The following is a 25,240-nucleotide window of genomic DNA, read 5'->3' on the forward strand; positions in this document are numbered from 1 at the left end:
GATAGGAGGAAAACGAATGGCAACTCCGATTACGACGATCAAAAAAGAAACAAAAACAGCCGAGCAAATTAAGCTTGAAAAAATAGAAGAACTGAAAGAGCTGCTGGCGGAAAATGAGGACGCCGTCTCTAAAACGATGACGTTAATGAATGAACTCAATGATCTTGGAATTTTTGATGCGGCAACAAGCATGCTCAGAGCGAAGGAAGACATTGCCAAGATTGCGCTTGGCCAAGTTTCCCGCGAGCCTGTCACCAACCTCATCAACACGATGATGGCCGCCGGAGGCGCATTGACAAAAGCCGATCCTGAGTTTACAGCAAAGCTTTTAGAAAGCGTAATGGCTGGGACTGAACAGGCACAAAGCTTTTTAAAAGAAGACAAGAAAGTCGGGGTTCTCGACCTGTTAAAAGCAATGAACGATCCTGACATCAACAGAGCCGTCGGCTTCGGCCTTCAGTTTTTAAAAGGCATGGGAAAAGAACTTCGAGAACAATAACAAAAAAACAGCCATCTCTTGATGATGGCTGTTTTTTTATTCGTCGGCTTCTTCCAAACGCTTCTTGTAAATAAGTGAACGGTCAGCGCAAAAGAAGGCACCGGCTAAAAATACGCAATCCGCTAAAAACATCGTCGATTTCTGGCCTAATGTTAAGCCTTGATCAGGAAGAACTGCGCCTATATATAAAAAAGTGCTGACTGCAAGCAATGTAAAAGCAAAATGCTTGTAGTCTTCTTTTAAAGATTTCATTCTATTTTTGTTCAAAAGAATCACCTGCCAGATTCATAGTATACGACTATTATAATATAATCCGGCGGCTTACAGAGAAAGTAATTCTATCCATTTGTTATATATTTTCAAGCGCTTGGCCGATATCTTCCAACAAGTCTTCCGCATCTTCAATTCCTACAGAAATTCTGATCAAGCCGTCCGTAATGCCGAGCTCAAGCCGGCGTTCTCTCGGAATAGAGGCATGGGTCATTCTTGCAGGAACAGAAATTAAGCTTTCAACCGCCCCCAGGCTTTCAGCAATGGTAAACAGTTTCAGATTTCCTAAAAACGCATCAACCCGTTCTTCACTGCCAATATCAAAGGAGATCATGCCGCCGAAGCCCGATCCTTGCGTTTTTGCAAGCTCATGTCCGGGATGATTTGAAGAACCAGGGTAATATAACGTTTGGACAGCAGGGTGATTCTCAAGAAAGCTTGCGATTTTCCGCGCATTTTGATCGATCGCTTCCATTCTGAGTCCCAACGTTTTGATTCCTCTCATTAACAGCCAGGAATCTTGAGGGCCAAGCACGCCGCCTGTGGAGTTTTGCACAAAATGCAGCTCTTCTCCAAGCTCTTTCGAAGCTGTCACAACTAAACCTCCGACGACATCACTGTGTCCGCCAAGATATTTTGTCGCACTGTGAAGTACGATATCAGCGCCTAAAGTAAGCGGCTGCTGAAAATAAGGAGTGTTAAAGGTATTGTCTACAATAAGCAGAACACCCGCTTTTTTTGCGATATCAGCCATGAGCGTCAGGTCGGTGATTTTGAGCAACGGGTTTGTCGGTGTTTCAATATAAATGGCTTTTGTATTAGGGCGAATCGCTTTTTCAACTTCTTCCCTGCTGCTCGTATCAACAAATGTTGATTCAATGCCAAGACGGTTAAGCACCTTTGTCATCACGCGATATGTTCCGCCGTACACATCATCAGTCAACACGACATGATCTCCGCTGTTAAACAGCATCATAACCGCTGTAATGGCAGCCATTCCTGAGCTGAACGCATAGCCTGCTTCCCCGCTTTCCAGTTCTGTCACAAGTGCTTCGAGAGCGGTTCGAGTGGGATTGGCCGTTCTTGAATACTCGTAGCCTGTATGCTGTCCTGCTTTCGGCTGCTTGTACGTGCTTACTTGATAAATGGGCACGGAAACTGCGCCTGTTTTCTCATCACCTGTGATTCCGCCATGTATCATCAATGTTTTTTTCTTCATATCAGATGCCTCCTTTGTATATTTGTTTGCTGATATATCGATCGCTGCTGTCAGGAAATACTGTGACAATGTTAGTTCCAGCGGATGCTTTTTTCGCTTCCTCCAATGCCGCATAAAGCGCTGCACCTGAAGAGCTTCCGATCAGCAGGCCTTCTTTTTCTGCCGCTTCTTTCACAAGTCTAAACGCATTCTCATCTGTTACGGTGTAGATCTCGTCAAAATGGCTCTTATCCATATAATCGGGGATAAACTCCATGCCGATGCCTTCTGTTTTATGAGCGTGAGGCTCTCCTCCGTTTAAAATCGAGCCCTCCGGTTCAACAATCACCGTTTTGACTGCTGGATTTTTTTCTTTTAAGAAGGAAGCTGTTCCTGCGAACGTGCCCCCTGATCCTGCCCCTGCGACAAACGTATGAATATTCCCGTCAAGCGCTTCCCACATTTCAGGTCCAAGTGTCTTATAGTAAGTCGATGGATTTACTCGGTTTTTAAATTGCAAAACGCAATAAGAATTTTCAATTTCAGTCTCCAGCTGAATGGCTTTTTGAATGGCGCCCTGCATTCCGTCTTGACGCGGTGTATGAATGATTGATGCGCCAAGCGCTTGCATAATTTGCTGTTTCTCTCTGCTGAAATGTTCAGGGACACAGAAAATCGCTTTCAGCCCATATTTTCTGGCACTCAGCGCAAGGCCGATCCCTGTATTGCCTGCCGTAGCTTCTATAATCACTCCGCCGGGTTTCACCTTGCCTGAATCGAGCGCGTCACGAATCAGCATATCTCCCAGTCTGTCTTTGATGCTTCCCCCTGGATTCATCATTTCAAGCTTGGCATACACCGCGACTCCTTCTGGAACATCAAAGTTCTTCAAGCGGAGAAGCGGTGTATTCCCAATCAGCTCGGTAATGTCCGTAATCACTGTCATATATGTCCTCCTCCTAATTAGAGGTTGTTTTTAGAGAAAACGGAGGAGAACGTCCTCCCCGTTTTAATGAATTCGTTTGATCACCTTTAACACAAGCTCTGTTGAATGGACAGCCGCCTGCTCTAAAAATTGGTCAAATGAAACATGTGATTCTTTTCCTGCGATATCAGATAGCGCTCTGATGACGACAAACGGCGTTTTAAATTGATGGCACACTTGAGCCACTGCCGCAGCCTCCATTTCAACCGCGTACAAATCAGAAAATCTCGCACGCACCTCTTCAACCCGCTTCGGATCGTTCATGAAAGAATCGCCTGTTGCAATCGTTCCTTTTGCAACCTGAATGCCGTCGAGTTCAGATACCGCTTCTTCAGTGATGCTGATCAGCTTTTCATCCGCTGCATAAGCAGCCGGAAGACCCGGCACTTGGCCGTATTCATAGTCAAAAGCCGTTACGTCTACATCGTGGTGACGAACGTCAGTGGAAATAACGACATCCCCTACATTCAATGTATGATGAAATCCGCCGGCTGAGCCTGTGTTAATGACATAATCAGGCTTGTAACGGTCAAGCAGAAGCGTCGTGCTGATAGCAGCATTTACTTTTCCAATTCCTGATTTTAAAAGAATCACTTCAGTTCCTTCGTATTCGCCTGTTGTAAATTCACAGTGTGCGATCGTTTCTGTTTTTGCATTTTCAAGTTTGTTTCTTAGGATGGTAACTTCCTCTTCCATTGCTCCGATGACTGCTAGTTTCATCTATTCACATTCCCTTCACTTTACCGTTTGATCGCCTCCATTATCCACACGAAGTCGTTTTGCTGAGTGAATCGGACCGCAAAACCTTCAGCTGTAAACATTTCTTTCAACGCATCCAATGTAGGATAATGCTCTGTCTCTAAATCATTTGCAAGCTGATAAAAGCCTTGAGAACGGGCTTTATCGATAGCCTGTTGATACGCTTGCGCATTTTCAAAGACGGTATCGGCAAACACTATTTTATCATGCAAGTGAAGGTATTTGCCATATTGCTTTATGGCAGCCCGCTTTTCTTCGTCAGTCAAATGATGAAAAGCATATGAACTGACAATTGTATCAGCCTGAAATGGCGGCTCAGGGAATGTCAGGAAGTCTCCATCAACGATTTCCGACCTGCCTGAAAGCTTGTCAGAAGCCAGTTTACGCATTGCTGGAGAAGGTTCGATTCCAAATACAGTTTTGCCTGCATCGAGCAGCTTAGCCGTCAAATTCCCTGTCCCCGGGCCAAATTCTAACACATGCGTTCCAGATTTGCTGACGATGGCATCAAGGATATGATCGTAGCCTCTGAATGCTTCTTTATACTGAATATCTAAACCTTGTACTGTTTGATCATAAGTTGCTGCCCAATCTTCAAAGAGAGGGATAAATTCACGTCCCATATTTGTCACACTCCATATTTAATAATTCCTATAAGCATACTATGAATTAATGATGGAACAGTTCCTATAATACCACATCTTCTGAAAAGCAGGTACTAAAACACTTTGTGTATTTTATGCCATCTCATATTGCGCATTGACCGCAAAAAAGCTTATACTTCATATGACTTGTGAAAGCTGGAGGGTCAAGACATGAATTTTCAATTAGATCTGATTAAAGACAAAGTGGAATTTTTTGAAGCCGCTTCATTGCAGGAGCTTGAAAAGAAAATCAATACACAAATTGAAAACAATAAAGCCATCATGCTCCGGGTGAAATCTGTTTCACACCAAACTGCTGTGGCAGAAGGAAGAATATTGTACAGCGCGGTGGTTCATTTCGCAGCTGAAGCCTAAAACAAAAGCAGCCGGTTGTAACCCGGCTGCTTTTGTTTATTTTAGCTTTTCTACTTTTGTCGGCTTCCAGCCTTTTTCATCGACCCATGTAATCGTCACTTGATATTTATTCCCAGTCGCCTTGTCCAAAATCTTGCCTTTGGCATCCTGAGGGCTGCCGTTATTTCCGAGCCAGAGCACCGTCATGTTATCTGTTGAGACACCAGTTGCGTACGAAATGGCTTTCAGCATCTCAGCCCAGTCTTGTGAGCTTGAATCATAAGTAGCGGCATGCTCGCCAGTCTGCTCAGTTCCGACTGCTTTCCAGTCAGGATTTTCATACGTTTTTTCCACATCGCTCGATGAGCCGCCTTCTGTTACTTTTGCATCTTTAAGCCCGTTACCGGCTGAATCTGAGCTTGAATCTGAATCAGAGTCATCTTTTTTAGAAGAAGAATCATCTTTTTTGGAATCAGAGTCAGAAGACTTCTCAGAATCCTTTTCGCTGTCAGATGTATCTTTCTTGCTGTCTTTTATATCCTCATCCGATTTCTTTTCCGTCTTTCCTGAAGCCGGAGATTCCTGTTTTTGCGCCGTTTCAGAATCCTTGCTGACATCTTTGCTAGAAGGACTGTTAATGAAGAGATTCGCTGCTACTACGACAATTAGTATGGATACGATTGCGATTAAAATGTTAAGCACTAAATTGGCTTTTCTGCGTTTATCACGATTTTCATAACGAGATTGATTATTGCTCAATAATTCTGCACTCCTTTATCCCTCTTGGCTCAGCATATATTTTAACATGTGCTGAGAAGTTGTTCTATTTCTGATTGATTTCAATTTCGTGTACTTTTTTAACAATATCATAAAACACCGAATTTGTCAGAGCCTTATCTCCCGGTGTATCCATGTGTAAAACAACCAGAGCGTATTTCGGCTTATCCGCGGGAAAATATCCGGCAAACCATTTTTCATAGAGCGTTTCCTTCTCTTTTGAAAGCTTGCCTGTCTGGGCTGTGCCCGACTTCCCTGCTACAGTATACGGAAGATCTTGAAACCTTCTGCCCGTTCCGGAAGGAGATTCTACCACCCGCCGCAGTATTTTTTGAAGCTGCTGTGACGTATATTTGTCTATCGTCTCCCCTTTGAGCTTCTGATCTTTAAACGTAACGAGCGTTGTGCCGTTCTTATACTCAATTTGTTCGGCAATTTTCACCTGCCGTTTTTCTCCGCCGCGGGCGATTGTCGCCATCATATTGGCTACCTCCAGCGGGGTTACCTTTACATTTTTCTGCCCAATTGCGGTTTGCGCAATGGCTTTTTTGACTGATTTGTCTTTTTCATCCCCCCAAATCACGCCGCTTTTTTCGTTATACAGCTGGCGGAAATCGGTTTCGTGGTACAGTTTTCCCTCCCAGCCTGCCCGATCAGTGAGAGCCAGCTTCTCGGACATATCTTCAATAACCGAGCTGTCTTTTTTCATTAATTGTTCTGCAAGACTCGTAAATGTGTAATTACAGCTTTGTGCAAAACTTTCATCAAAAGACAAGGTTCCTTTGTCGTCCCCCGGTTCCCCGTACAGGTTTAAATTGCAATTAAAGGTTTGACTAGGCTTCACCATATTATTTTCGATTGCAGCTGCGGCAATGACTGTTTTAAAAACTGATCCGGGATAGATTGGCGTCAGCATATAATTTTGAAGTGTGTTTTGCCGGGACACATCCGCATCTGGTTTGCTTACAATTCCCAGAACACTGCTATTTTCGATGTCCAGCATCACAGCTCCTCCCTTTTTCAGCCCCTGTTCATCCAATACCTCCTCCATCGCTTTTTGAATGCTTTGATCGATCGTTGTTTTGACCTGGAGCGGATAAAATGTATTGGCTTCAGCTGTATATTTGACGTCCATGCCAAACAAAGGGTTTCCTTTTCCGTCCACATGATATAAAAGCTTTGTGTCTTGTTCCGGAAGCAAAAACTCGTCAAATGTCCGTTCTAAACCGGTTGTTCCGATTTCTGTTGTAATCGGAAGGCTCTCCTTGTCAGGATACTTCTTGCGAAGCAGCGCCGGATCTTGGTTCGTGCTCCCTATCGTATGTGAAGCAAGGCTGGGCTTGTCTTCATTCTCCATATATACGCCGTAAATGCCGGGATATTTCAAAGAATTGATTTTTGTGATAGATTGTTTTGAAAGTGTTTTGATTTTCTTTTGCTGCAAAATGACCGGTTTTTTTGCCTTACCTAGTGTCTGGCGCAAATCATCTTCAGACATGCCGAGGATGTCCGCAACTTTTTTGATCGGCCAATCCTGCGTCAGCAGAAAAGGGAACAAAACAACCGCAGGCTCGCTTTGTCCTGTCAGCGCCCGCCCGTTTCGATCTAAAAAAGAGCCTCTTCCATCTGAAATGAGCACTTCCTCCGTCCGCTGTTTCACGCTTTCTTGAATCAAATTAATTTTCTTTTTAGAAAATGATTCTGTGAAAAACAGCTGGATTTCTGCAAGCCTCAGCAGAAGCAGAAAAAATACAATCAAAAATGCGATGACTGCCAGCTTCATTCGTTTCGATATCTTCATAAAAAAACACCTCACCCACATTGTGGACGAGGTGTTTCGCTGCTAAACAAATATTATGAAATTTTCACAATTTTCACGAGCATTTCTCCGCCCGGTGTTTGTACTGTGACTTCTTCATCTACTTTTTTGCCCAAGAGGCTTTTTGCGATCGGTGAGTCGTTTGAGATTTTCCCTTCAAACGGGTCAGCTTCCGCGCTTCCGACGATCGTATATGATTCTTCATCACCGTCAGGAAGTTCGACGAAAGTGACGGTTTTACCCAAACCGACAACGTTAGAGCCGCCGTCATCTTCAATGATTTTCGCATTGCGAATCATATTTTCAAGAGTCGTCACGCGGCCCTCTACAAATGCCTGCTCTTCTTTCGCTGAATCGTATTCAGAGTTCTCGGAAAGGTCTCCGAAGCTTCTCGCAATTTTGATTCGCTCTACTACTTCTTTTCGTTTAACCGTTTTCAAATATTCTAATTCTTGTTCAAGTTTTTGTTTTCCTTCTGCAGTCATAGGAAATACTTTCTCTTGTGCCATGTCCCTTCACTCCTTCTGGTTGTCCCTCAACATCTTCGATTATGTATGAGAGCATAAACTAAAAAATACAAGAATGAGAACACAGGGCAGTCCTCGTTCTTCTCTCCCATATAGGTACTGTTTATCTTAAACTGAATCGTGTCGTTCTGCAAATATTTCGCGTTTATAAACAGGGAAAGAAGGGAATTCGCACATTCCCTTCCTGCCTATACATAATATGGTCAGAGTTATTTATGTCTATGCTATGGTATTACAAAATCGCGTTTTGTTCAAGAATGGTTTGAATTTTTGTGACCATCAGATCAATTGCGACGTGATTCTGACCGCCTTCCGGGATAATAATATCAGCGTATCGTTTCGTCGGCTCGACGAATTGGTTATGCATCGGACGGACCACTGACACATATTGTTCAATGACAGAATCAATAGAGCGTCCGCGCTCATTAATATCTCTCATAATCCGTCTGATGATACGCAAGTCAGCGTCCGTATCAACATAAAGCTTGATATCCATCAGATCACGAAGCCTTTTGTCTTCAAGAACAAGAATGCCTTCAAGGATAATAACATCCTTTGGCTCTACGTGAACCGTTTCTTCTGAACGTGTGTGAAGCTTATAGTCATAAATCGGCTTTTCAATCGGGCGGTAATTCAATAGATCCTGAATATGCTCGATTAAATAGTCATTATCAAACGCAAGCGGATGATCATAGTTTGTGTTCAGCCTTTCTTCAAACGGAAGATGGCTTTGGTCTTTATAATAAAGGTCCTGCTGGATCATTAAAATCGAGTGTCCTTTAAATTGTTCATAAATGGACCGTGTGACACTCGTTTTTCCTGAACCGGAACCTCCTGCGATTCCAATGACTACTGGATTCTTACCCATGGGCTGTTACTTCCCCTTTCTCATCATGTTGCTCGGATAAATCTTTTTGTCTAGTTTGAATTTGACAATTTGCAGGGGATGGCGGGCAGCATCTAGCTCATTTCCGTCTTCGTCCCAAATGGTTTCAATCGTATGTGTAAAGTTTTCGATTTCTGGACCGAAAAACTCCACTTCGTCGCCTTTTTTGAAGAAATTGCGCTGCTGAAGCGTGACCATTTGTGTATCTTCATCATAATTCAGCACTAACCCGACAAAATCATATGTCGTTTTCTTGGCGTGTTCGCCGAACATTTGCTCTTCATAGCCTGGCGTTCCTTCAAAGAAAGCTGTCGCAGTGTCCCTGTTGGCGCACTTATCGAGCTCTTCAAGCCATTCTTTTTGAATCACAAAGTTCTCTGGATCAGCGCAATAAGCATCGATTACTTTGCGGTATACGCTGACAACAGTTGCTACATAGTGAATGGATTTCATGCGGCCTTCAATCTTTAAGCTGTCGATCCCCATTTCAATCATTTTCGGAATGGATTCAATCAGCTTCAAATCTTTCGGGCTCATCGCAAATGGTGCATCTTCTTCACCATACAAAGCAACGGCGTTGGCACCGTCTGTTTGATAGAGATCATAATCCCAGCGGCATGACTGGCAGCAGCCTCCGCGGTTGGAATCCCGAGCTGTCATGTGATTGCTCAGCACGCAGCGGCCGGAATATGCAATACACATTGCGCCATGAATGAAGGATTCGATTTCGATATCTACCTTTTCTTTCATTTCTCTGATTTCAAGAGCGCTGGTTTCACGTGCCAGCACGACGCGGTCGAGACCTTCTTCCTTCCAGAACTGGACAGCCTTCCAGTTTGAAAGAGACTGCTGTGTGCTCAAGTGAACCTCAACATTCGGCGCCACTCTGCGGCATGTTTCAATAATAAGCGGATCTGCCACAATAATACCGGCAACGTTGGCGTCTCCAAGCGCTTTTAAATAGTCTTCAAGCCCGTCCATGTTTTCATTATGAGCGAAAATATTCGTTGTTACGTAGATCTTCGCGCCATATTTCTTTGCGAATTCAACGCCTTCTGCAATTTCTTCGATCGTAAAGTTATCGGCATTCGAGCGCAGCCCGTATTCCTGTCCCCCGATAAAGACCGCGTCCGCTCCGTAATGAACAGCGATTTTCAGCTTTTCAAGATTACCCGCAGGTGCGAGAAGCTCCGGCTTTTTCGTAATCACACGCTTTCCATTAACGATTGTGGATATTTTATCATTTACGGCAGTCATAGCTTAACCTCCTTTTGATTAATAAACCGTTTCCTTGAAGAAGAATCCGGTATCAATTTTTCTGTTTACTGGCTGGATGCTTTCAATGCGTTCGATCCAGTCTTCTTTTTTCGCTTCGTATTCGTCACGGTTTTCCACGCACAAATCAATTGCTTCTCTGTACATTTTGGTGACTTCTATTAGGTATTCAGGCGTTTTCAAAACACCATCGATTTTGAAAGAATCAATTCCGGCATCTATCAATTCCTCGAGCTCATCAATGATGCACACATCGTTCGGGCTCATGATGTGAGTGCCGTTTTCATCTTCGAAAATCGGATATTTATTATCACGCTCTTTATCGTGCAAAAACATGCCTGATTCTTTTTTCTTTCTTTCAATGTCCATGACTTTGCCCTGATATTCAAAATAGTTTCCAATCAAAGAACGCTTCGATTGGAACATGCACGTCATTCCATGCACCTGGATTTCAATTTCGACTTCAGCATTTTCTTTAATCTCAACAATGCTGTCCATGTTTAATTCTCTGGCAAGCACAGAACGCGCCGCACCCTTGCGTCCCCAGTAGTTGCATGTATAATAGTTGGTGCCTGTCGTTTCTGTGCTCCAATGAAGCTTCAGATCAGGCGCAGATTCACGGGCAGCCATCAGCACGGCAGGATCGCCGAATACCGCTGCATCGACACCGGCTTCTGCTAAGAAAGCCAGATATTCGCCAAGCTCACCCACTTTATCGTTATGGAAAATTGCATTTACAGCAACGTATACTTTTGCCCCTTCTTTGTGGGCAATCTCTACGGCTTTTGTTACATCTTCACGAGAAAATTCTCCGGCTAATCTCAAGCCGTATCTCTGTTCCCCAACTAAAAACGCAGTTGCCCCAGCCTGTATGAGCGGCAAAATGTCCGCTGTACTCGTCGGCGTCACTAAGAGCTCTGGTTTTTTCATGACGTTCACCTCTTCTTTTTACTAATCGCAAGTCCGTCCCCGACAGGAATAATCGCAGTTTGATAATCCGGATGATTCATCAGCCAATGATTATATTCATCAATTTTTGCTACAAGCCTGCGCCTTCTCTTCGGTTCTATTTTGCTGTAATCCTCTGCCACCAGACCTTTAAACAGCACGTTGTCTGTTATAATCACCCCGTCCGGTGAAAGCATCGGTTCATATAAATGAAAAAAGTTTTGATACTGACCTTTTGCAGCGTCAATAAAAATGACATCGTAAGGCGCAGTTACATGAACGGCGTCGGCTAATTCAAGCGCATCTCCGTAAAAAACATGAATCCGGTCATCAAGCTGAAATTCCTTGATATTGTTTACCGCTTCTTCATGCCGTTTCTCATTGCGTTCAATTGTATATATTTCAGCAGACGGCAGCTCCAGCGCCATTCGAATGGCTGAATAACCAATGGCCGTTCCGATTTCTAGTATTTTTTTCGGCTGTTTCACAGACAAAATTTGAAGCAGCACCTCCATGCCCGCTTTTTCCATGATCGGGACATGATGTTCTTCTGCATATGCTTCAAGCTTCTTCACGTTATCCGGCCGAGGCTTTAATAATGCTTCTATATAGTCATTTATTTGTTCATACCGGTCAGTCACTACAAACAGCCTCCCGTTCTAAAAAGGAGTGCCCCAGTCTTATGCGCAGGACACTCTCTGAATACATCATGATACATCGGTAAACAACCCGATATATTTTATCATAAAACCTTGCGGAAAGCGAACAAAAGGAGAGCTTTTTGCTCTCCTTTTATTTCTCATTTTTTGAGGAAATGTATTTTTCTTTTGCTTTATTATGCTCTTTTAGCGTTTTTGTAAATACGACCTCACCATTTGATTTGGCCAAGAAATACAGATAGTCCGTTTTATCCGGATGCAGCGCCGCTTCCCATGACGACATACCGGCATTGGCAATCGGCCCTGGCGTCAGCCCTGTGTTTTTATACGTATTGTATGGTGAATCGATTTCCAGATCCTTATAAAGAACCCGATCTTTATGCTTGCCTGCCGCGTACAGGACGGTCGGATCTGTTTGGAGCGGCATTTTCTTTTTCAGGCGGTTATAAAAGACGCTCGCAATTTTATGGCGGTCGGCTTTTTCAGTCGCTTCTTCTTCTATCAAAGAAGCCATTGTCAGCAGCTTATGCACAGAAACTTTGTTTTTCTTCATTTCTGATTTATATGTTTCCACATAAGAATTTGTCTGCTTAATCATTGCCTTGATAATGTCTTCAAGTGATGTGTCCGGATCGTTAAAAGGGTATGTAGCCGGGAATAGGTACCCTTCAAGCGGGTGCTTAATGTTTTTATTGAAAACATCATTTGTCACAGTGTCCGGGAATTCTTTCTTCAGCTGATTGATAAATGTTTCATCGTCCAGCTTCGCTATGACTTGCTTTTTAGAGTATTTTGTTTCATCAGCAATAGCAGCCGCGATTTGGGTCAGCTGTGCTCCCTCAGTCACTGTGATTTGAAAAGCGTAACCTGTAGCCCCGCTTGTCAGCTTCTGAATAATGGCATCTAAATCCATACCTTTATTCAGATGGTAGAATCCGGCCTGAAACCCGGAAGCACCTTTATATTTCACATAGTACTGAAACGCCTTCTCGCTTTTTATGACATCATTTTTCTTTAATATCGATGCGATGGCTGAAACAGACGAACCGCTCGGAATGTTAATATTAACTGTCGTTTTACTGTCTTTTTCAACAGGTTCAAGTAATGATTTCCCATATAAAAATGCCCCGCCAATGATGAGAAACAGCACAACAATGGAAGACAGTATGATTCTTTTTTTATTAAAAAACGATTTTTTTTGCTGATTGATATACATTAGGTCTCCTCCCATCAGCTCTTATACTACATGATTCATTGTATTTCGGCAATTTATTACAAAAAGAGGCCTGCATAAAGCAGAAAAAAGCCGGAGCAGTATAGCTCCGGCTTTGGTTTGGCGCGATGTTTTACTCTTCGTCTTCGTCCGCTAAGAATGTGTTTAGTGTTTCTTCGATCATATCCCATTCTTCGTCAGTTTCAATCGGGAATAGCTCACCGTTTTCACCGTCTTCGTTTGGCGTGAAGCTGGAAGCAAGAATTTCTACTTCTTCGTCATCTTTTGATTCGATTGGATAGTACAAGACATAAGACTTGCCAAACTCTTCGTTTTCAAATGTAAACAGCACTTCACAAAGCTGTTCATTTCCTTGATCGTCAACAATTGTAATATTTTTTTCGCCGTGTTCCATTTTCTTCACCTCTGGCTTTAATTTAAGCTGTCAAGATATCCTTGTAAAATCATAACAGCCGCCATTTTATCAATGACTTTTTTTCGTTTTTGCCTGCTGACGTCAGCTGCAATCAGCATTTTTTCAGCCGCCATTGTGGTAAGACGCTCGTCCCACAGCACAACAGGAACATTGTACGTTGTTTCAAGCACTTTCGCAAATGTTTGGCTGGCTTCGCCTCTCGGGCCGACTGTTCCGTTCATGTTCTTAGGAAAGCCGAGCACGATTTTATCTATAGTATAGTCCTTTATCAGTTCAGATAAACGGGATAAACCATAATCGCCTTCTGCTTCATTTATCTTTATGGTCTCAATGCCCTGAGCAGTCCAGCCCATTTCATCGCTCAGAGCTACACCGAGTGTTTTGGTTCCTAAATCGAGTCCTAATATTCTCATTCTTTATTTACGCCTCTTTATGCTGTTCTAAATAAGACTTTACCAATTCCTCGATTAATTCGTCTCTTTCAAGTTTGCGAATTAAATTGCGAGCGTCACGATGCCTAGGAATATAAGCGGGATCACCTGACAGCAAGTATCCGACAATCTGGTTGATTGGATTGTAGCCCTTTTCCTGAAGCGCGTCATACACTGTAATCAGCACCTCATTTACGTTAGTCTCAGCAGAATCATCGGAGAAATTAAATTTCATCGTTTTATCAAACGAGCTCACCGTTTTGCACCTCTTTCCCAAATTCGCAGGCAAAGTTCAGCCTGGGGTCCTAATCTTACCATCATTCTACACTACATGGGCGAATTATAAAACGGATTTCACCCAATCTTCTACAGAAGCCAAAGCTTCTTCTAATTTTTCCGGCTGTTTGCCGCCTGCCTGCGCCATGTCCGGACGGCCTCCGCCGCCTCCGCCGCAAACTTCCGCAGCTTGTTTAACCAGCTTGCCGGCGTGAAGGCCTTTCTCAATGAGGTCCTTTGTGACTCCGGCAGAAATATTAACTTTATCGTTTTGTACCGCACCAAGCACGATCACCGCAGAGCCAAGCTTTGCTTTGAGTTCATCGACCATAGTGCGGAGATGATTCATGTCTTTTGCATTTACTTTTGCCGCAAGCACGTTTACACCGTCAACTTCTTTTACTTTCGACAGGATTGCTCCTGCTTCCACGTTGCCTAGTTTTGCAAGAAGAGATTCATTTTCTCTTTGTGCATCCTTCAGTTCAGCCTGCAGAGCCGCGACCCGTTTCGGCACTTCTTTGATATTTGTTTTCAGCTCGTCAGCGGTCTGCTTCAATACAGAAATCTGGCTGTTCATTTCGACGTAAGCGCCTTGTCCAGTTACAGCTTCAATCCGTCTTGTGCCTGCTCCGATTCCGGATTCAGAAACGATTTTAAACAAGCCGATTTCTGCTGTATTTCTGACATGGCAGCCGCCGCACAGCTCTAAGCTGTAATCTCCAACTTGAACGACACGGACAATATCGCCATATTTTTCGCCGAACAGTGCCATCGCACCCATTTCTTTTGCTACAGCGATCGGTTTCAAATCAATGCTGACCGGAATGCTCGCCCAGATCTTTTCGTTTACGATTCTTTCAATTTGTTCGAGCTCTTCTTTTGTCACTTGGCCAAAGTGCGAGAAGTCAAAACGAAGACGGTTTTCCGTTACAAGAGATCCCGCCTGATTGACATGAGTTCCAAGAACATCTTTTAGAGCCTGATGCAATAAATGCGTTGCCGTGTGGTTTTTAATGACGCCGCTTCTCATATGGTCTTCAACTTCAGCCGTAACATGCAGGCCTTTTTGAACAGTACCGCTCTCCACAACACCTTCATGCACATGCTGGCCGTTCGGAGCTTTTTGAACATCTTTAATTCTTACAACTGCCTGCTCGTTTCGGAGATAGCCTTTATCGCCGATTTGGCCGCCGCTTTCTGCATAGAACGGTGTTTCATCAAGAATGATTTGAACGCTTTCTCCTTCATGAGCCTCTTCGATTAATTGGCCGTCCTGAAGAAGCACAATGATATTGGCATCAGCTTTGGTTTGAGAGTAGCCGACAAATGTGCTTTCATCTGTCACGTCGCGCAGTGCGCCGCCCTGCACCTGCATGCTGCCGACATCCTGGCGGGCGTTTCTTGCCCGTTCACGCTGCTGGTTCATTTCCTCCTCAAAGCCCTCATGATCAACCGTCATGTTCTCGTCTTCTGCGTATTCTTCAGTCAATTCAACCGGGAATCCATACGTATCATACAGTTTAAACACATCAGCACCTGAGATAACGCTGCTGCCCTTGTCTTTTTCTTTTTTGATCATTTCTGACAGGATCGCAAGCCCTTCATTAAGGGTCTCATGGAAGCGTTCTTCCTCGGTTTTAATGACTTTTGCGATGAAATCCGCTTTCTCTTTCACTTCAGGATAGAAATCAGCCATGATTTCTGCGACAACCGGCACTAAATCAAACATGAACGGACGATGGATGTTGATCGTTTTGGCATAACGCACGGCACGGCGTAATAAGCGTCTTAATACATAGCCGCGGCCTTCATTTGACGGCAGCGCACCGTCACTGACAGCAAAGGCAACCGTTCTGATATGGTCAGCAATCACTTTAAACGCAGTGTCTTTCACATTGTCTTTGCCATATGTTTCACCAGAAATCGATTCTGTTGCTTTAATGATCGGAATAAACAAATCGGTGTCAAAGTTTGTCGGAACATTCTGGATAACAGATACCATTCTTTCAAGACCCATGCCTGTATCAATGTTTTTCTTTGGAAGCGGTGTGTACGTGCCGTCAGGGTTATGGTTGAACTCTGAGAACACAAGGTTCCATACTTCCAGGTAACGGTCGTTTTCCCCGCCTGGGTAAAGCTCCGGATCTTCTGGATCATTACCGTATGCTTCACCGCGGTCGTAAAAGATTTCCGTATTCGGTCCGCTCGGCCCTTCACCGATATCCCAGAAGTTCCCTTCCAGACGGATAATTCTTTCTTCAGGAATACCGATTTTTTTCGCCCAAAACTCATATGCCTCTTCATCTTCAGGATGAACCGTAACAGAGAGAAGCTCTTTGTCGAAGCCAATCCACTTGTCGCTCGTTAAAAACTCCCAAGCCCATGTAATGGCTTCTTCTTTGAAATAATCGCCGATGGAAAAGTTTCCGAGCATTTCAAAGAAAGTGTGATGGCGCGCAGTTTTACCTACATTTTCTATATCGTTTGTTCTGATCGCTTTTTGAGCGTTTACGATTCTTGGATTTTCCGGCACGACACGGCCGTCAAAATATTTTTTCAGCGTCGCAACACCGCTGTTGATCCAAAGCAGTGAAGGATCCTCATGAGGCACTAATGACGCGCTTGGCTCTACCGCATGTCCTTTTTCTTTAAAGAAATCCAAAAACATTTGACGCACTTCCGCAGAAGTTAAGTGTTTCATTGTATTTCCTCCTCTATAAAAATCGAAATTCTCTTCAGTGACAGCAAAAAAGCCCTCCCCCTATGCAAACCAACGTTTACACAGGGACGAGAGCTGTCTCGCGGTACCACCCTGATTACGGGCATTCATGCGCCCGTCACCTTTAACCCTGTAACGCAGGATAAGCGGCAGTGATTAACTGCACTCAGGATTAGCTTCCTCCGATCTTCTGATAAAGCTCCTTTCAGCTTATGGAGCTTCTCTCTTTAACAGGGCTTCGGCGTACTCAGATCCGTCACTCGAGATTCGTATGTATTCTACGAGAAATTATAGACAAGCGGCACGCCGATGTCAATGCTCCGTCCTCATCCGCAAAAAATGGATCATCATTACTTTTAAAACAGCCGTCGCAGGAACAGCCAAAATCATCCCGACGATTCCCGCAAGCTCCCCTCCGGCAAGGAGCGCAAGCATGATAACGACCGGATGCATTTTAAGGCTTCTGCCGACAATGAACGGACTGAGGATATTCCCTTCCATAAACTGCAGAATAAACACCGTAATCACCACAACAAGAACAGCCTTGACTGAGATCGTCATCGCAATTAACAACGCAGGAACAGCTCCGATGAAAGGGCCAAAATACGGGATGACATTCGTTACTCCAGAGATCAGGCCGAGTATCAGCGGATATGGAAGCCCAAATACCCAGAACGAAATGCCTGCAATCACGCCAAGAATCAAGCAGACCAAAAGCTGGCCGCGGATATAATCGCCAAGCGAATCATCCACATCCCGCAAAAAGGCGCTGCCCCGCTTTCTCCACGACTTCGGAGTCAAGTACCATACTGTCTTTTTCATTAACTCAATGTCCTTCACCATATAAAACACGAGAAAAGGGATTGTTGCAGCAATTAAGAAGTAATCAAGCACATTGCGGATCCCGCTGATCGCACCCTCGATCGTTCCCGCAAAAAACGCCTCCGTCTGGCGGATCATTTTATCTATACGGTGATGCATACCATCAGGCCAGTCATCCGTATGGTTATGCACATGAAGAAGAAGCCCGTTATACGTTTCGGCAAACATGGGTATATTTTCTGACAAATCCGTCAGCTGCACGATTAAAACAGGCACCCCTTTATACAACGCCCAGCCAATCCCGCCAAAAAAAAGAACATAAATGACCAAGATGCTCAAAGTCCTAGGCAATCCTTTGCCATGCAGCCATTCCGTGACCGGAAGCAATAAATAAGATATAAAAATAGAAATGATCAAGGGAATAAAGATCGTTTTTATGACGAGCCAAAAGGGTGACCATAACATATCAAGCATAAAAAAGACATAGACTGTTAACAGAACCAGCAAACAAATAGCCACCCACAACAAAAGCTGCACCGGTTTTTGGAGCATCTGCTTTCACCTCACCTATATCTTTTGAGGTTTACACGGAATTATTCTTTATGTTTCTTTAGTCAGTCAGAAGTCATGGACATTTTTTCACTTTTAATTTTCAGAAAAAGTTTGATCATTCACTTTTTTGGTCAATTTTCTGATAGGAGGATTGCGATGATCACATTTCAAAATGTAAACAAGCATTACGGAGATTTTCACGTGTTAAAACAAATTAATCTTCAAATCGAAAAAGGTGAAGTCGTTGTTATCATCGGCCCATCCGGTTCCGGTAAAAGCACATTGCTCAGATGCATCAACAGACTTGAGACGATCAATGAGGGAGTGCTCACAGTAAACGGCACCGCCATTAACGACAGAAAAACTGATATCAATAAAGTGCGGCAAAATATCGGGATGGTGTTTCAGCACTTTCATTTATATCCACATAAAACAGTGCTGCAGAACATCATGCTGGCTCCGGTAAAAGTGCTTAGACAATCACCTGAACAAGCAAAGGAAACGGCGCGGTACTATCTTGAAAAAGTCGGCATCCCAGACAAGGCTGACGCCTATCCTTCCCAGCTTTCCGGCGGGCAGCAGCAGCGTGTTGCCATCGCAAGAGGACTGGCGATGAAGCCGGAGGTCATGCTGTTTGACGAGCCGACATCAGCACTTGATCCTGAAATGATCGGCGAGGTGTTAGATGTCATGAAAACACTCGCAAAAGAAGGCATGACTATGGTTGTCGTGACACACGAAATGGGGTTTGCCAAAGAAGTTGCCGACCGAATTGTCTTCATTGACGGAGGAAAAATTTTAGAAGAAGCAATGCCGGCTGAGTTTTACGCGAACCCAAAGGAAGAACGGGCCCGCTTATTCTTAAGCCGTATTTTAAATCATTAAAACAGAATGGGGGAGCTTGTATGAAAAAGATTTTTTCTTTAGCATTGATTTCTTTATTCGCTGTCATCTTGCTTGCCGCTTGCGGCAGCAAGGGATCAAACGGAGAAGCCTCAAAGGAGAGCAAAAAAGATACGCTAGCCGCCATTAAAGACAATGACAAAATTGTCTTCGGCGTAAAAACGGACACTCGACTGTTCGGTCTTAAAAATCCAAGCTCAGGTGAGATTGAGGGTTTTGATATTGATATTGCCAAACAAATCGCTAAAGACATTTTAGGTGATGAGAAAAAAGCTGAATTTAAAGAGGTCACCTCAAAAACAAGGATTCCTATGCTGCAAAACGGGGATATCGACGCCATTGTCGCCACAATGACGATCACTGAAGAACGAAAAAAGGAAGTTGACTTTTCTGATGTCTATTTCGAGGCCGGGCAATCGCTTCTCGTGAAAAAAGGCAGCAAAATCAAGAGTGTCGAGAATCTTGGCAAAGGCTCAAAAGTTCTTGCAGTAAAAGGCTCCACCTCCTCTCAAAACATTCGTGAAAAGGCGCCTGAAGCATCTGTTTTAGAATTTGAAAACTACGCAGAAGCCTTTACAGCCCTTAAATCGGGGCAAGGCGATGCCCTCACCACAGATAATGCGATTTTATATGGAATGGCTGATGAAAATAAAAATTATCAATTAACAGGAAAGCCTTTTACAGATGAGCCTTACGGGATCGCCGTGAAAAAAGGGCAATCTGCTCTCGCGAAAGAAATCAACGCTTCACTTAAAAAGATGAAGTCGGATGGCAGATACGATGAAATTTATAAAAAATGGATCAAAGAAGACCCAGCTGAATAACAACCATCCCGGGATGAGCAGGCGATGCTCATCCCAATTTGATAAGGAGTGAATAGGCAGATGAATGTGTCAATTCTTTTCGATAACTTCGGCATGTATATGGACGGTTTTTACCATACCTTGCTCGCAAGTGTTATCGCGCTGGCCGGCAGTTTTGTCCTCGGCGTTGCTGTAGCGGTTATGAGAATAACAGTCTTTAAGCCGCTGCAATGGCTCGGGACCGCATATGTAGAATTCATCCGCAACATCCCTCTTCTTTTAATTACCTTTGTTTTCTATTTCGGACTTCCAAACGCAGGCCTGCGGCTTGACGGTTTTCAAGCGGGAACGGTTGCTCTCACCATTTATACCTCTGCGTTTATCGCTGAAGCCATCAGAGCAGGCATCCAGTCTGTTTCAAAAGGGCAGATGGAAGCGGCACGCTCGTCAGGCTTTACCTACAGCCAAGCCATGCTCCATATCATTTTGCCGCAGGCAATCAAAATCGTCATTCCGCCTTTAGGCAATCAATTTTTAAACTTAGTCAAAAACTCTTCGATTCTTGGGGTTGTGGCCGGATTGGATCTTATGTACCAAGCCGATTTAGTTTCGTCGAGCACACTCGTTGTATTTGATGTTTATATTTTTGTGGCGCTTTTTTACTTAGTGCTGACGATTCCGCTTAGCATCGGTGTTAACTATCTGGAAAAACGGCTGGAAAAAAGCTATTGATAAGGAGTGAGTTACATTGGATTTCATCGGCGCTTATTCACAGGAGCATTTAGCGTTTTTATGGGATGGCTTTCTCGTCACCTTGTACGTTGCTTTCATCTCCATCATTCTGAGCTTTTTCTTCGGTTTAATCGCAGGCACCCTGCGTTATGCGAAAGTTCCCGTTCTTTCTCAATTGATTGCGGTTCTCGTTGAAACGATCAGAAACCTCCCCTTGCTGTTAATTATTTTCTTTACGTTTTTTGCCCTTCCGGAAATTGGTATTAAGCTTGAAATAACAGCTGCTGCAATTACAGCACTAACGATTTTTGAATCCGCTATGCTATCTGAAATTATCCGAAGCGGACTGAAATCAATTGACAAAGGACAAATTGAAGCGGCGCGCTCCTCCGGGCTGAGCTATACACAGACCCTGTTCTTTATCGTTATGCCGCAAGCGCTTCGCCGCATGGTTCCGCCCATCGTAAGCCAGTTTATTTCTTTATTAAAAGATACATCGCTCGCTGTTGTGATCGCCCTGCCTGAACTGATTCACAACGCGCAAATTATTAACGGCCAAAGCGCAGACGGCAGTTATTTTTTCCCGATCTTTTTACTTGCGGCCCTTATGTATTTCGCAGTCAACTACAGCCTTTCACTCGCAGCAAGATGCCTCGAGGTCCGGCAAACATAGAAAAGGATACTCTTTGGAGAGTATCCTTTTTGCATTAAAACATTTTCGTAATTCTTCTTCTCATCCGCTTCATGCTTCGATTATTCAGCATGTCAGATTGAGTCGCCATTCGGTACACGAGAGCTCCGGCTCCCATTGCCAAAAGAGAAGTCATCGTCCGATTCATCCTGCGCATCTCCTTTCATGATTAAAAATTGATGCTGCGTTCATCCTCAGAAAACAAATCATCCAAGCTGCTTAACGTTCCGTCTTCTTCCACCTGATGAGTTGCAATCTTCCCTTTCGCCACTGTCAGTTCAATAAAACAGCCCCAGCAATAATATTGGTTCACGCCGATTTTGCCGATATCCTTACTTTTGCAATTCGGGCATATAAGCATACCTCACACCTCTATCCGTTCAGAACGATCTCGTCTTTCCGCACCTCGACAAGCGAATCCGCTCTTTGGATCTGGCGCTTGCTTCCCGCCAGGTCAGAAAAGAAACCGTCCGAGAGTTCATATGCTACGATTATGCCCCTGTCCAAACAAAAGTATACATCTTCCAGCATCCCCAATATATCGCCCTCTTGCGATTTCACAAGCTTCATCTTCATCTGCTCGTATGTGAAGCATGATTTCGGAAGAGGCAAAAGCTGTTCTGAACTGACCGAAGCCAATATGCGGTCATCAAGAATGGAAGAGATATCACACGCCCGTAATAGCGCATGATGATGATGCAAAAAGCGTTTTTGTGCAAGAATAAACCCAAGACAATCTCCTTTCAGAGAAAAACAAATATCGGAAATTGTCCCAAGATAACTAGAAGTTCGTTCTGAGTATACTGGGAATCCTTCTACTTCATGGCATGTTCTCAAAGTGTGATCAACCACCTTTTGTTGAACAGGCTTAGGTTTTGCTTTGCGCCTTAGACTCATACGATGAAATCAATTCCACTGCAAATGAAAAAACTCCCGCTTACACGGGAGCATTTTATTGCTGTTCTTCTTTCATAAAATCGAATGGTGTAATGCCTTCCATGCCAATGTTGGCGTCGTGTACGCTGAACGGGAGCTCTTTTTGGAGAGCCTCAAGCTCGGCATCCATTTCCTCAACCTGTACGGACAGCCTGTTTTTTAAGGAGGTCTGTCTGACAGTTGCATCATTATTTTTTACGCCCCACTCCAGCGCCTCCTCCTCACCGCATAAAATGAGAAATTTCTTCGCTCTTGTAATCGCGGTATAAAGAAGGTTTCTTCTGAGCATTCTATAATAGCCTTTCACAACAGGCAAAACCACAATCGGAAATTCACTTCCCTGCGATTTATGAATAGAACAGCAATACGCATGGGTAAATTGATTAAAATCTTTTTTCGTAAATGTCATTTCATTGCCGTCAAAAGAAACGACGGCCATGTCTTCTTTTTCTGTATTTTCCTTTGCATAAAATATCGACGTGATTTCGCCAATATCTCCGTTGAATACATTGTTTTCCGGCTGATTGACAAGCTGCAAAATTTTATCTCCGGTTCTGTAGACAACATCCCCGAACTTCAATTCTCTCCGTTTTTCTTTAGGAGGATTTAAAATGTCCTGCAGCATCACATTCAATTCATTAATGCCGGCTTTTCCTCTGTACATCGGAGCGAGGACCTGAATGTCCTTTGCTGTATAGCCTTTTTTCAATGCATTGGCGACAACCTTCTCAACTACTTCTTTGATTTGCGACCCGCCGCAGCGAATAAAGGAACGGTCCTTTGTCGGGGCAGTCAAATTGTTCGGCAGCAATCCATTTTTCATCTGGTGGGCAAGCTCGACGATTGATGACCCCTCCGCCTGACGATAGATGTCTGTCAGTCTCACAGTCGGAATCACCTGGGATGCCAGCAAGTCTCTGAGCACTTGTCCCGGACCGACAGAAGGCAGCTGGTCTTCGTCTCCGACAATGATGATTTGTATATGATCAGGGATCGCCTTGAACAAATGATTCGCCAGCCATATATCAAGCATACTGGCTTCATCGATAATTAACAGCTTCCCTTCGATCGGCTGATCCTCTGTATGAGTAAAGCCTTCAGCACCGTTCCAGCCAAGCAGCCTGTGTATCGTGACTGCAGGGAGTCCCGTTGATTCACTCATCCGTTTTGCCGCTCTCCCTGTCGGAGCGGCCAAAACAATCGGAAAAGCTTCATCCTTTTTATAAGCTGATGGATCTAGTGACACACCGTGAAGCTCTCCGTAGAGCTCGACAATCCCTCTGATTACCGTCGTTTTCCCTGTTCCCGGGCCGCCTGTTAAAAGAAGCATCGGCGAGGAAAGGGCTTTTTGAATCGCTTCCTTCTGGCTGGGGGCATACTGAACGTTCATCCGTTCTTCCAGTTCTCCCAACGCGAGCAAAAACTCTGATTCGGGAAACTGGTTCTCATATTCGGTTTGGCTAGCGATATATTTCACACGCTTTGCAACGTTTTGTTCTGCGTAAAACAGCGATGGAAAATAACAGCGGCCATCTTCTATGACAATGTCTTTATTTTCTCCAAGGGCAATAATTGCGTTAGCGGCATCCATTTCTGTGATGCGCTGCCCTTCCCTTGCTGACTGGTTTAACAGTGATTGAGTGTCGATGATCAGCTGTTCCGTTTCTATGTACGTGTGCCCCTCTGACAGACAAGTCGTTTCAAGCGTGTACAAAATAGCAGCTTTTACCCGCTCAGGATGGTTACCCGAAAGACCCATTCTGCTGCCCAGCTCATCCGCTTTCCCAAATCCGATGCCTTCTACATCCTTCACAAGCTGATAAGGATTTTCCTGAATCTTTTCAAGCGTCTCGGATTCATAGGCTTGATAGATTTTCATAGACAGCTGCGGGCCAAAGCCAAACTGATTCAAGGAAATCATGATTTGCTCCAGTCCCTGATGCCGCTGTAATGCGCCAGCCAGCGTGTCGGCTTTCTTTTTTGAGAGTCTGGGAACATCATAAAGCACTGAAGCGTCAGCCAATATTTTATTAATGGCGCTGTCGCCCAGCTTTTTCACAATTTCTTCAGCAGTTTTTTTGCCGATTCCCTCGAATAAATCACTCGATAAATATTGTATGATGCCTTCCTTAGTCGTCGGTATCTCTTTTTTGAAATGCTCCGCCTGAAATTGGAGCCCGAATTTTGGATGGGTTACGATCTTTCCGTAAAACGTGTAGGTCTCTTCTTCTTGAAGCGCAGGGAAGTAGCCCGTCACGGATACGGCTTTATCTTCAATGGCTTCGGAGGTCTCTGTGACTTTCACTTTCAGAACCGTATATAAATTGGTGTCATTATGATAGATGACTGTGTTGACTGTCCCTTTTAAATAGGGCTCTTCCTCCAGTTTAAGCTGATCCGGATGCTGCTGCACGAGCTGTCCCTCCTCCTGTGCCTGTTATGATGGATCAATCAGTTTTTTAGCATGAAGCGCAAGCATATGATCTGGCTGGATATCGATTGCCTTGTCCAGCATTTCAAGCGCTTTTTCTCGGTTTTCTTTATAAGCATAAGCGACACCGGCATTATAAAATGCATCTGCATGCCCCGGGTCTTGCTCTGTCACAGCTGCGAATTGGCTAAGCGCTTCGTCCAGCATGCCTTCGTTGGCTAAGCACATCCCGAATTGAAAACGCGCTTCCGTATCGTTTTCATTCAGTTCGACAGCTCTTTGTAAATATGGCAGTGCAAACTTAGGCTGTTCGAGCTTGACAAGTACCGTTCCGAGCATGTAAAACAGGTCGCCGTTTTCCATCCCCGCACGAAGCGCTTTTTCAAACATGTCTTTCGCTTCTTTGTACATTTCTTTTACAACATAGACATTTCCTGCTCCATAATAAGCAGTGGCTGCGCTATTGTCTAATTCAAGCGCTTTATCATAAAACGCAAGCGCACGTTCCAGCTCGTTTACGGATGAAAGCAGGTTGGCAAAATTGATATACGGAATCGCGTCTTCTTTATTTTCTTCAATCGCTTTTGTAAATGCCTCTGCCGCTTTCTCGTAATCGCCTTCCTGCATCGCCTCTATACCGAGTTGATTATAATCCACCGATCATCTTCCTTTCATTAAAAAACCCCAACTCAGTG

At 44.1% G+C, this 25,240-nt stretch carries 29 protein-coding genes; 6 read left to right on the top strand and 23 right to left on the bottom strand.

What is annotated here, in order from left to right; genetic code table 11:
* Positions 1-16: 16 nt before the first annotated feature.
* Positions 17-499 carry a DUF1641 domain-containing protein gene (locus NYE56_RS13545; protein WP_003229812.1) on the top strand — a complete coding sequence of 161 codons (483 nt, stop codon included), beginning with the start codon at positions 17-19 and terminating at the stop codon, positions 497-499.
* Between the two features lie 36 nt (positions 500-535).
* Here NYE56_RS13545 and NYE56_RS13550 read toward each other — a convergent pair whose 3' ends face one another.
* The 5 genes from NYE56_RS13550 to NYE56_RS13570 form a co-directional block, all read right to left on the bottom strand.
* Positions 536-766 (bottom strand): YrhC family protein, encoded by a 231-nt coding sequence (locus tag NYE56_RS13550; RefSeq protein WP_003237358.1) that lies wholly within the window; start codon positions 764-766, stop codon positions 536-538.
* A gap of 82 nt (positions 767-848) precedes the next feature.
* The gene (locus NYE56_RS13555) at positions 849-1,988 is read right to left on the bottom strand and encodes a bifunctional cystathionine gamma-lyase/homocysteine desulfhydrase (RefSeq protein ID WP_017696065.1); all 1,140 of its coding nucleotides are present in this window, start codon (positions 1,986-1,988) and stop codon (positions 849-851) included.
* Position 1,989: 1 nt separating this feature from the next.
* Positions 1,990-2,913: an O-acetylserine dependent cystathionine beta-synthase gene (locus NYE56_RS13560; protein ID WP_144500671.1), complete on the bottom strand. Its 924-nt coding sequence runs from the start codon at positions 2,911-2,913 to the stop codon at positions 1,990-1,992.
* Positions 2,914-2,976: 63 nt separating this feature from the next.
* The gene (mtnN, locus tag NYE56_RS13565; protein WP_014477493.1) at positions 2,977-3,672 is read right to left on the bottom strand and encodes a 5'-methylthioadenosine/S-adenosylhomocysteine nucleosidase; all 696 of its coding nucleotides are present in this window, start codon (positions 3,670-3,672) and stop codon (positions 2,977-2,979) included.
* A 20-nt stretch (positions 3,673-3,692) separates the two neighbouring features.
* Positions 3,693-4,334 (bottom strand): class I SAM-dependent DNA methyltransferase, encoded by a 642-nt coding sequence (locus NYE56_RS13570; RefSeq protein WP_015714425.1) that lies wholly within the window; start codon positions 4,332-4,334, stop codon positions 3,693-3,695.
* Between the two features lie 192 nt (positions 4,335-4,526).
* Between NYE56_RS13570 and NYE56_RS13575 the strand changes: the two genes are divergently transcribed.
* Positions 4,527-4,730: a YrzA family protein gene (locus tag NYE56_RS13575; protein WP_014477495.1), complete on the top strand. Its 204-nt coding sequence runs from the start codon at positions 4,527-4,529 to the stop codon at positions 4,728-4,730.
* A gap of 36 nt (positions 4,731-4,766) precedes the next feature.
* On the opposite strand, the gene NYE56_RS13580 is transcribed toward NYE56_RS13575, so the two are convergent.
* From NYE56_RS13580 to NYE56_RS13640, 13 genes are all read right to left on the bottom strand, one after another.
* On the bottom strand, positions 4,767-5,468 hold the full coding sequence (locus NYE56_RS13580; RefSeq protein ID WP_038829651.1) for a YrrS family protein: 702 nt from the start codon (positions 5,466-5,468) through the stop codon (positions 4,767-4,769).
* Positions 5,469-5,532: 64 nt separating this feature from the next.
* Positions 5,533-7,287: a peptidoglycan D,D-transpeptidase FtsI family protein gene (locus NYE56_RS13585; RefSeq protein WP_341283978.1), complete on the bottom strand. Its 1,755-nt coding sequence runs from the start codon at positions 7,285-7,287 to the stop codon at positions 5,533-5,535.
* 53 nt (positions 7,288-7,340) lie between these two features.
* On the bottom strand, positions 7,341-7,814 hold the full coding sequence (gene greA, locus NYE56_RS13590) for a transcription elongation factor GreA (RefSeq protein WP_004399078.1): 474 nt from the start codon (positions 7,812-7,814) through the stop codon (positions 7,341-7,343).
* 250 nt (positions 7,815-8,064) lie between these two features.
* Positions 8,065-8,700, bottom strand: a complete 636-nt coding sequence (gene udk / locus NYE56_RS13595) for a uridine kinase (protein ID WP_003225916.1) — start codon at positions 8,698-8,700, stop codon at positions 8,065-8,067.
* Positions 8,701-8,706: 6 nt separating this feature from the next.
* The gene (locus NYE56_RS13600; protein ID WP_003229802.1) at positions 8,707-9,975 is read right to left on the bottom strand and encodes a peptidase U32 family protein; all 1,269 of its coding nucleotides are present in this window, start codon (positions 9,973-9,975) and stop codon (positions 8,707-8,709) included.
* Between the two features lie 18 nt (positions 9,976-9,993).
* Entirely contained in the window at positions 9,994-10,923 is a 930-nt protein-coding gene (locus NYE56_RS13605; protein WP_015714428.1) for a peptidase U32 family protein, read from the bottom strand.
* Positions 10,924-10,928: 5 nt separating this feature from the next.
* Positions 10,929-11,582 carry an O-methyltransferase gene (locus NYE56_RS13610; protein ID WP_014480416.1) on the bottom strand — a complete coding sequence of 218 codons (654 nt, stop codon included), beginning with the start codon at positions 11,580-11,582 and terminating at the stop codon, positions 10,929-10,931.
* Between the two features lie 151 nt (positions 11,583-11,733).
* Positions 11,734-12,816 (bottom strand): endolytic transglycosylase MltG, encoded by a 1,083-nt coding sequence (gene mltG, locus NYE56_RS13615; protein WP_003229799.1) that lies wholly within the window; start codon positions 12,814-12,816, stop codon positions 11,734-11,736.
* A 130-nt stretch (positions 12,817-12,946) separates the two neighbouring features.
* The gene (locus NYE56_RS13620; RefSeq protein ID WP_003246199.1) at positions 12,947-13,228 is read right to left on the bottom strand and encodes a DUF1292 domain-containing protein; all 282 of its coding nucleotides are present in this window, start codon (positions 13,226-13,228) and stop codon (positions 12,947-12,949) included.
* Positions 13,229-13,245: 17 nt separating this feature from the next.
* The gene (gene ruvX / locus NYE56_RS13625) at positions 13,246-13,662 is read right to left on the bottom strand and encodes a Holliday junction resolvase RuvX (RefSeq protein ID WP_003229795.1); all 417 of its coding nucleotides are present in this window, start codon (positions 13,660-13,662) and stop codon (positions 13,246-13,248) included.
* 7 nt (positions 13,663-13,669) lie between these two features.
* Positions 13,670-13,936: an IreB family regulatory phosphoprotein gene (locus NYE56_RS13630; protein ID WP_003225903.1), complete on the bottom strand. Its 267-nt coding sequence runs from the start codon at positions 13,934-13,936 to the stop codon at positions 13,670-13,672.
* Between the two features lie 84 nt (positions 13,937-14,020).
* The gene (gene alaS / locus NYE56_RS13635) at positions 14,021-16,657 is read right to left on the bottom strand and encodes an alanine--tRNA ligase (RefSeq protein ID WP_341283979.1); all 2,637 of its coding nucleotides are present in this window, start codon (positions 16,655-16,657) and stop codon (positions 14,021-14,023) included.
* 330 nt (positions 16,658-16,987) lie between these two features.
* A complete protein-coding gene (locus tag NYE56_RS13640; RefSeq protein WP_009967889.1) occupies positions 16,988-18,049 on the bottom strand; it encodes an AI-2E family transporter in 1,062 nt (353 codons plus the stop codon).
* Positions 18,050-18,205: 156 nt separating this feature from the next.
* Here NYE56_RS13640 and NYE56_RS13645 point away from each other — a divergent pair, with 156 nt between their 5' ends.
* From NYE56_RS13645 to NYE56_RS13660, 4 genes are read left to right on the top strand one after another with little or no spacing between them, the layout of a single operon-like run.
* Positions 18,206-18,934 (top strand): amino acid ABC transporter ATP-binding protein, encoded by a 729-nt coding sequence (locus tag NYE56_RS13645; RefSeq protein WP_032726290.1) that lies wholly within the window; start codon positions 18,206-18,208, stop codon positions 18,932-18,934.
* 20 nt (positions 18,935-18,954) lie between these two features.
* Complete coding sequence (glnH, locus tag NYE56_RS13650; protein WP_032722249.1) at positions 18,955-19,776, top strand: glutamine ABC transporter substrate-binding protein GlnH; 822 nt, start codon at positions 18,955-18,957, stop codon at positions 19,774-19,776.
* A 60-nt stretch (positions 19,777-19,836) separates the two neighbouring features.
* Positions 19,837-20,487, top strand: coding sequence for an amino acid ABC transporter permease (locus tag NYE56_RS13655; protein ID WP_038829647.1), 651 nt, complete (start codon positions 19,837-19,839; stop codon positions 20,485-20,487).
* Between the two features lie 16 nt (positions 20,488-20,503).
* Positions 20,504-21,160, top strand: a complete 657-nt coding sequence (locus NYE56_RS13660; RefSeq protein ID WP_187953749.1) for an amino acid ABC transporter permease — start codon at positions 20,504-20,506, stop codon at positions 21,158-21,160.
* 34 nt (positions 21,161-21,194) lie between these two features.
* On the opposite strand, the gene NYE56_RS13665 is transcribed toward NYE56_RS13660, so the two are convergent.
* From NYE56_RS13665 to NYE56_RS13685, 5 genes are read right to left on the bottom strand one after another with little or no spacing between them, the layout of a single operon-like run.
* Entirely contained in the window at positions 21,195-21,326 is a 132-nt protein-coding gene (locus NYE56_RS13665) for a YrzQ family protein (protein ID WP_003229780.1), read from the bottom strand.
* A gap of 21 nt (positions 21,327-21,347) precedes the next feature.
* Positions 21,348-21,539: a hypothetical protein gene (locus tag NYE56_RS13670; protein ID WP_003225893.1), complete on the bottom strand. Its 192-nt coding sequence runs from the start codon at positions 21,537-21,539 to the stop codon at positions 21,348-21,350.
* 11 nt (positions 21,540-21,550) lie between these two features.
* Positions 21,551-22,075, bottom strand: a complete 525-nt coding sequence (locus NYE56_RS13675; protein WP_072173323.1) for a PRC-barrel domain-containing protein — start codon at positions 22,073-22,075, stop codon at positions 21,551-21,553.
* 55 nt (positions 22,076-22,130) lie between these two features.
* The gene (gene recD2 / locus NYE56_RS13680; protein ID WP_163189475.1) at positions 22,131-24,527 is read right to left on the bottom strand and encodes an SF1B family DNA helicase RecD2; all 2,397 of its coding nucleotides are present in this window, start codon (positions 24,525-24,527) and stop codon (positions 22,131-22,133) included.
* Positions 24,528-24,551: 24 nt separating this feature from the next.
* A complete protein-coding gene (locus NYE56_RS13685) occupies positions 24,552-25,172 on the bottom strand; it encodes a tetratricopeptide repeat protein (RefSeq protein WP_268555761.1) in 621 nt (206 codons plus the stop codon).
* Positions 25,173-25,240 lie beyond the last annotated feature (68 nt).

The sequence above is a fragment of the Bacillus sp. FSL R5-0603 genome (genome assembly GCF_038050295.1).
In the GTDB taxonomy this organism is placed as follows: Bacteria; Bacillota; Bacilli; order Bacillales; family Bacillaceae; genus Bacillus; species Bacillus subtilis.

What these genes read in the sequence shown, in the direction of transcription:
- NYE56_RS13545 (WP_003229812.1), top strand. Translation starts at nt 17, where the DNA reads ATGGCAACTCCGATTACGACGATCAAAAAAGAAACAAAAACAGCCGAG.
- NYE56_RS13555 (WP_017696065.1), bottom strand. Translation starts at nt 1,988, where the DNA reads ATGAAGAAAAAAACATTGATGATACATGGCGGAATCACAGGTGATGAG.
- NYE56_RS13560 (WP_144500671.1), bottom strand. Translation starts at nt 2,913, where the DNA reads ATGACAGTGATTACGGACATTACCGAGCTGATTGGGAATACACCGCTT.
- mtnN (WP_014477493.1), bottom strand. Translation starts at nt 3,672, where the DNA reads ATGAAACTAGCAGTCATCGGAGCAATGGAAGAGGAAGTTACCATCCTA.
- NYE56_RS13570 (WP_015714425.1), bottom strand. Translation starts at nt 4,334, where the DNA reads ATGGGACGTGAATTTATCCCTCTCTTTGAAGATTGGGCAGCAACTTAT.
- NYE56_RS13575 (WP_014477495.1), top strand. Translation starts at nt 4,527, where the DNA reads ATGAATTTTCAATTAGATCTGATTAAAGACAAAGTGGAATTTTTTGAA.
- NYE56_RS13585 (WP_341283978.1), bottom strand. Translation starts at nt 7,287, where the DNA reads ATGAAGATATCGAAACGAATGAAGCTGGCAGTCATCGCATTTTTGATT.
- greA (WP_004399078.1), bottom strand. Translation starts at nt 7,814, where the DNA reads ATGGCACAAGAGAAAGTATTTCCTATGACTGCAGAAGGAAAACAAAAA.
- udk (WP_003225916.1), bottom strand. Translation starts at nt 8,700, where the DNA reads ATGGGTAAGAATCCAGTAGTCATTGGAATCGCAGGAGGTTCCGGTTCA.
- NYE56_RS13600 (WP_003229802.1), bottom strand. Translation starts at nt 9,975, where the DNA reads ATGACTGCCGTAAATGATAAAATATCCACAATCGTTAATGGAAAGCGT.
- NYE56_RS13605 (WP_015714428.1), bottom strand. Translation starts at nt 10,923, where the DNA reads ATGAAAAAACCAGAGCTCTTAGTGACGCCGACGAGTACAGCGGACATT.
- mltG (WP_003229799.1), bottom strand. Translation starts at nt 12,816, where the DNA reads ATGTATATCAATCAGCAAAAAAAATCGTTTTTTAATAAAAAAAGAATC.
- NYE56_RS13620 (WP_003246199.1), bottom strand. Translation starts at nt 13,228, where the DNA reads ATGGAACACGGCGAAAAAAATATTACAATTGTTGACGATCAAGGAAAT.
- ruvX (WP_003229795.1), bottom strand. Translation starts at nt 13,662, where the DNA reads ATGAGAATATTAGGACTCGATTTAGGAACCAAAACACTCGGTGTAGCT.
- alaS (WP_341283979.1), bottom strand. Translation starts at nt 16,657, where the DNA reads ATGAAACACTTAACTTCTGCGGAAGTGCGTCAAATGTTTTTGGATTTC.
- NYE56_RS13640 (WP_009967889.1), bottom strand. Translation starts at nt 18,049, where the DNA reads ATGCTCCAAAAACCGGTGCAGCTTTTGTTGTGGGTGGCTATTTGTTTG.
- NYE56_RS13645 (WP_032726290.1), top strand. Translation starts at nt 18,206, where the DNA reads ATGATCACATTTCAAAATGTAAACAAGCATTACGGAGATTTTCACGTG.
- glnH (WP_032722249.1), top strand. Translation starts at nt 18,955, where the DNA reads ATGAAAAAGATTTTTTCTTTAGCATTGATTTCTTTATTCGCTGTCATC.
- NYE56_RS13655 (WP_038829647.1), top strand. Translation starts at nt 19,837, where the DNA reads ATGAATGTGTCAATTCTTTTCGATAACTTCGGCATGTATATGGACGGT.
- NYE56_RS13665 (WP_003229780.1), bottom strand. Translation starts at nt 21,326, where the DNA reads ATGAATCGGACGATGACTTCTCTTTTGGCAATGGGAGCCGGAGCTCTC.
- NYE56_RS13670 (WP_003225893.1), bottom strand. Translation starts at nt 21,539, where the DNA reads ATGCTTATATGCCCGAATTGCAAAAGTAAGGATATCGGCAAAATCGGC.
- NYE56_RS13675 (WP_072173323.1), bottom strand. Translation starts at nt 22,075, where the DNA reads ATGAGTCTAAGGCGCAAAGCAAAACCTAAGCCTGTTCAACAAAAGGTG.
- NYE56_RS13685 (WP_268555761.1), bottom strand. Translation starts at nt 25,172, where the DNA reads ATGCAGGAAGGCGATTACGAGAAAGCGGCAGAGGCATTTACAAAAGCG.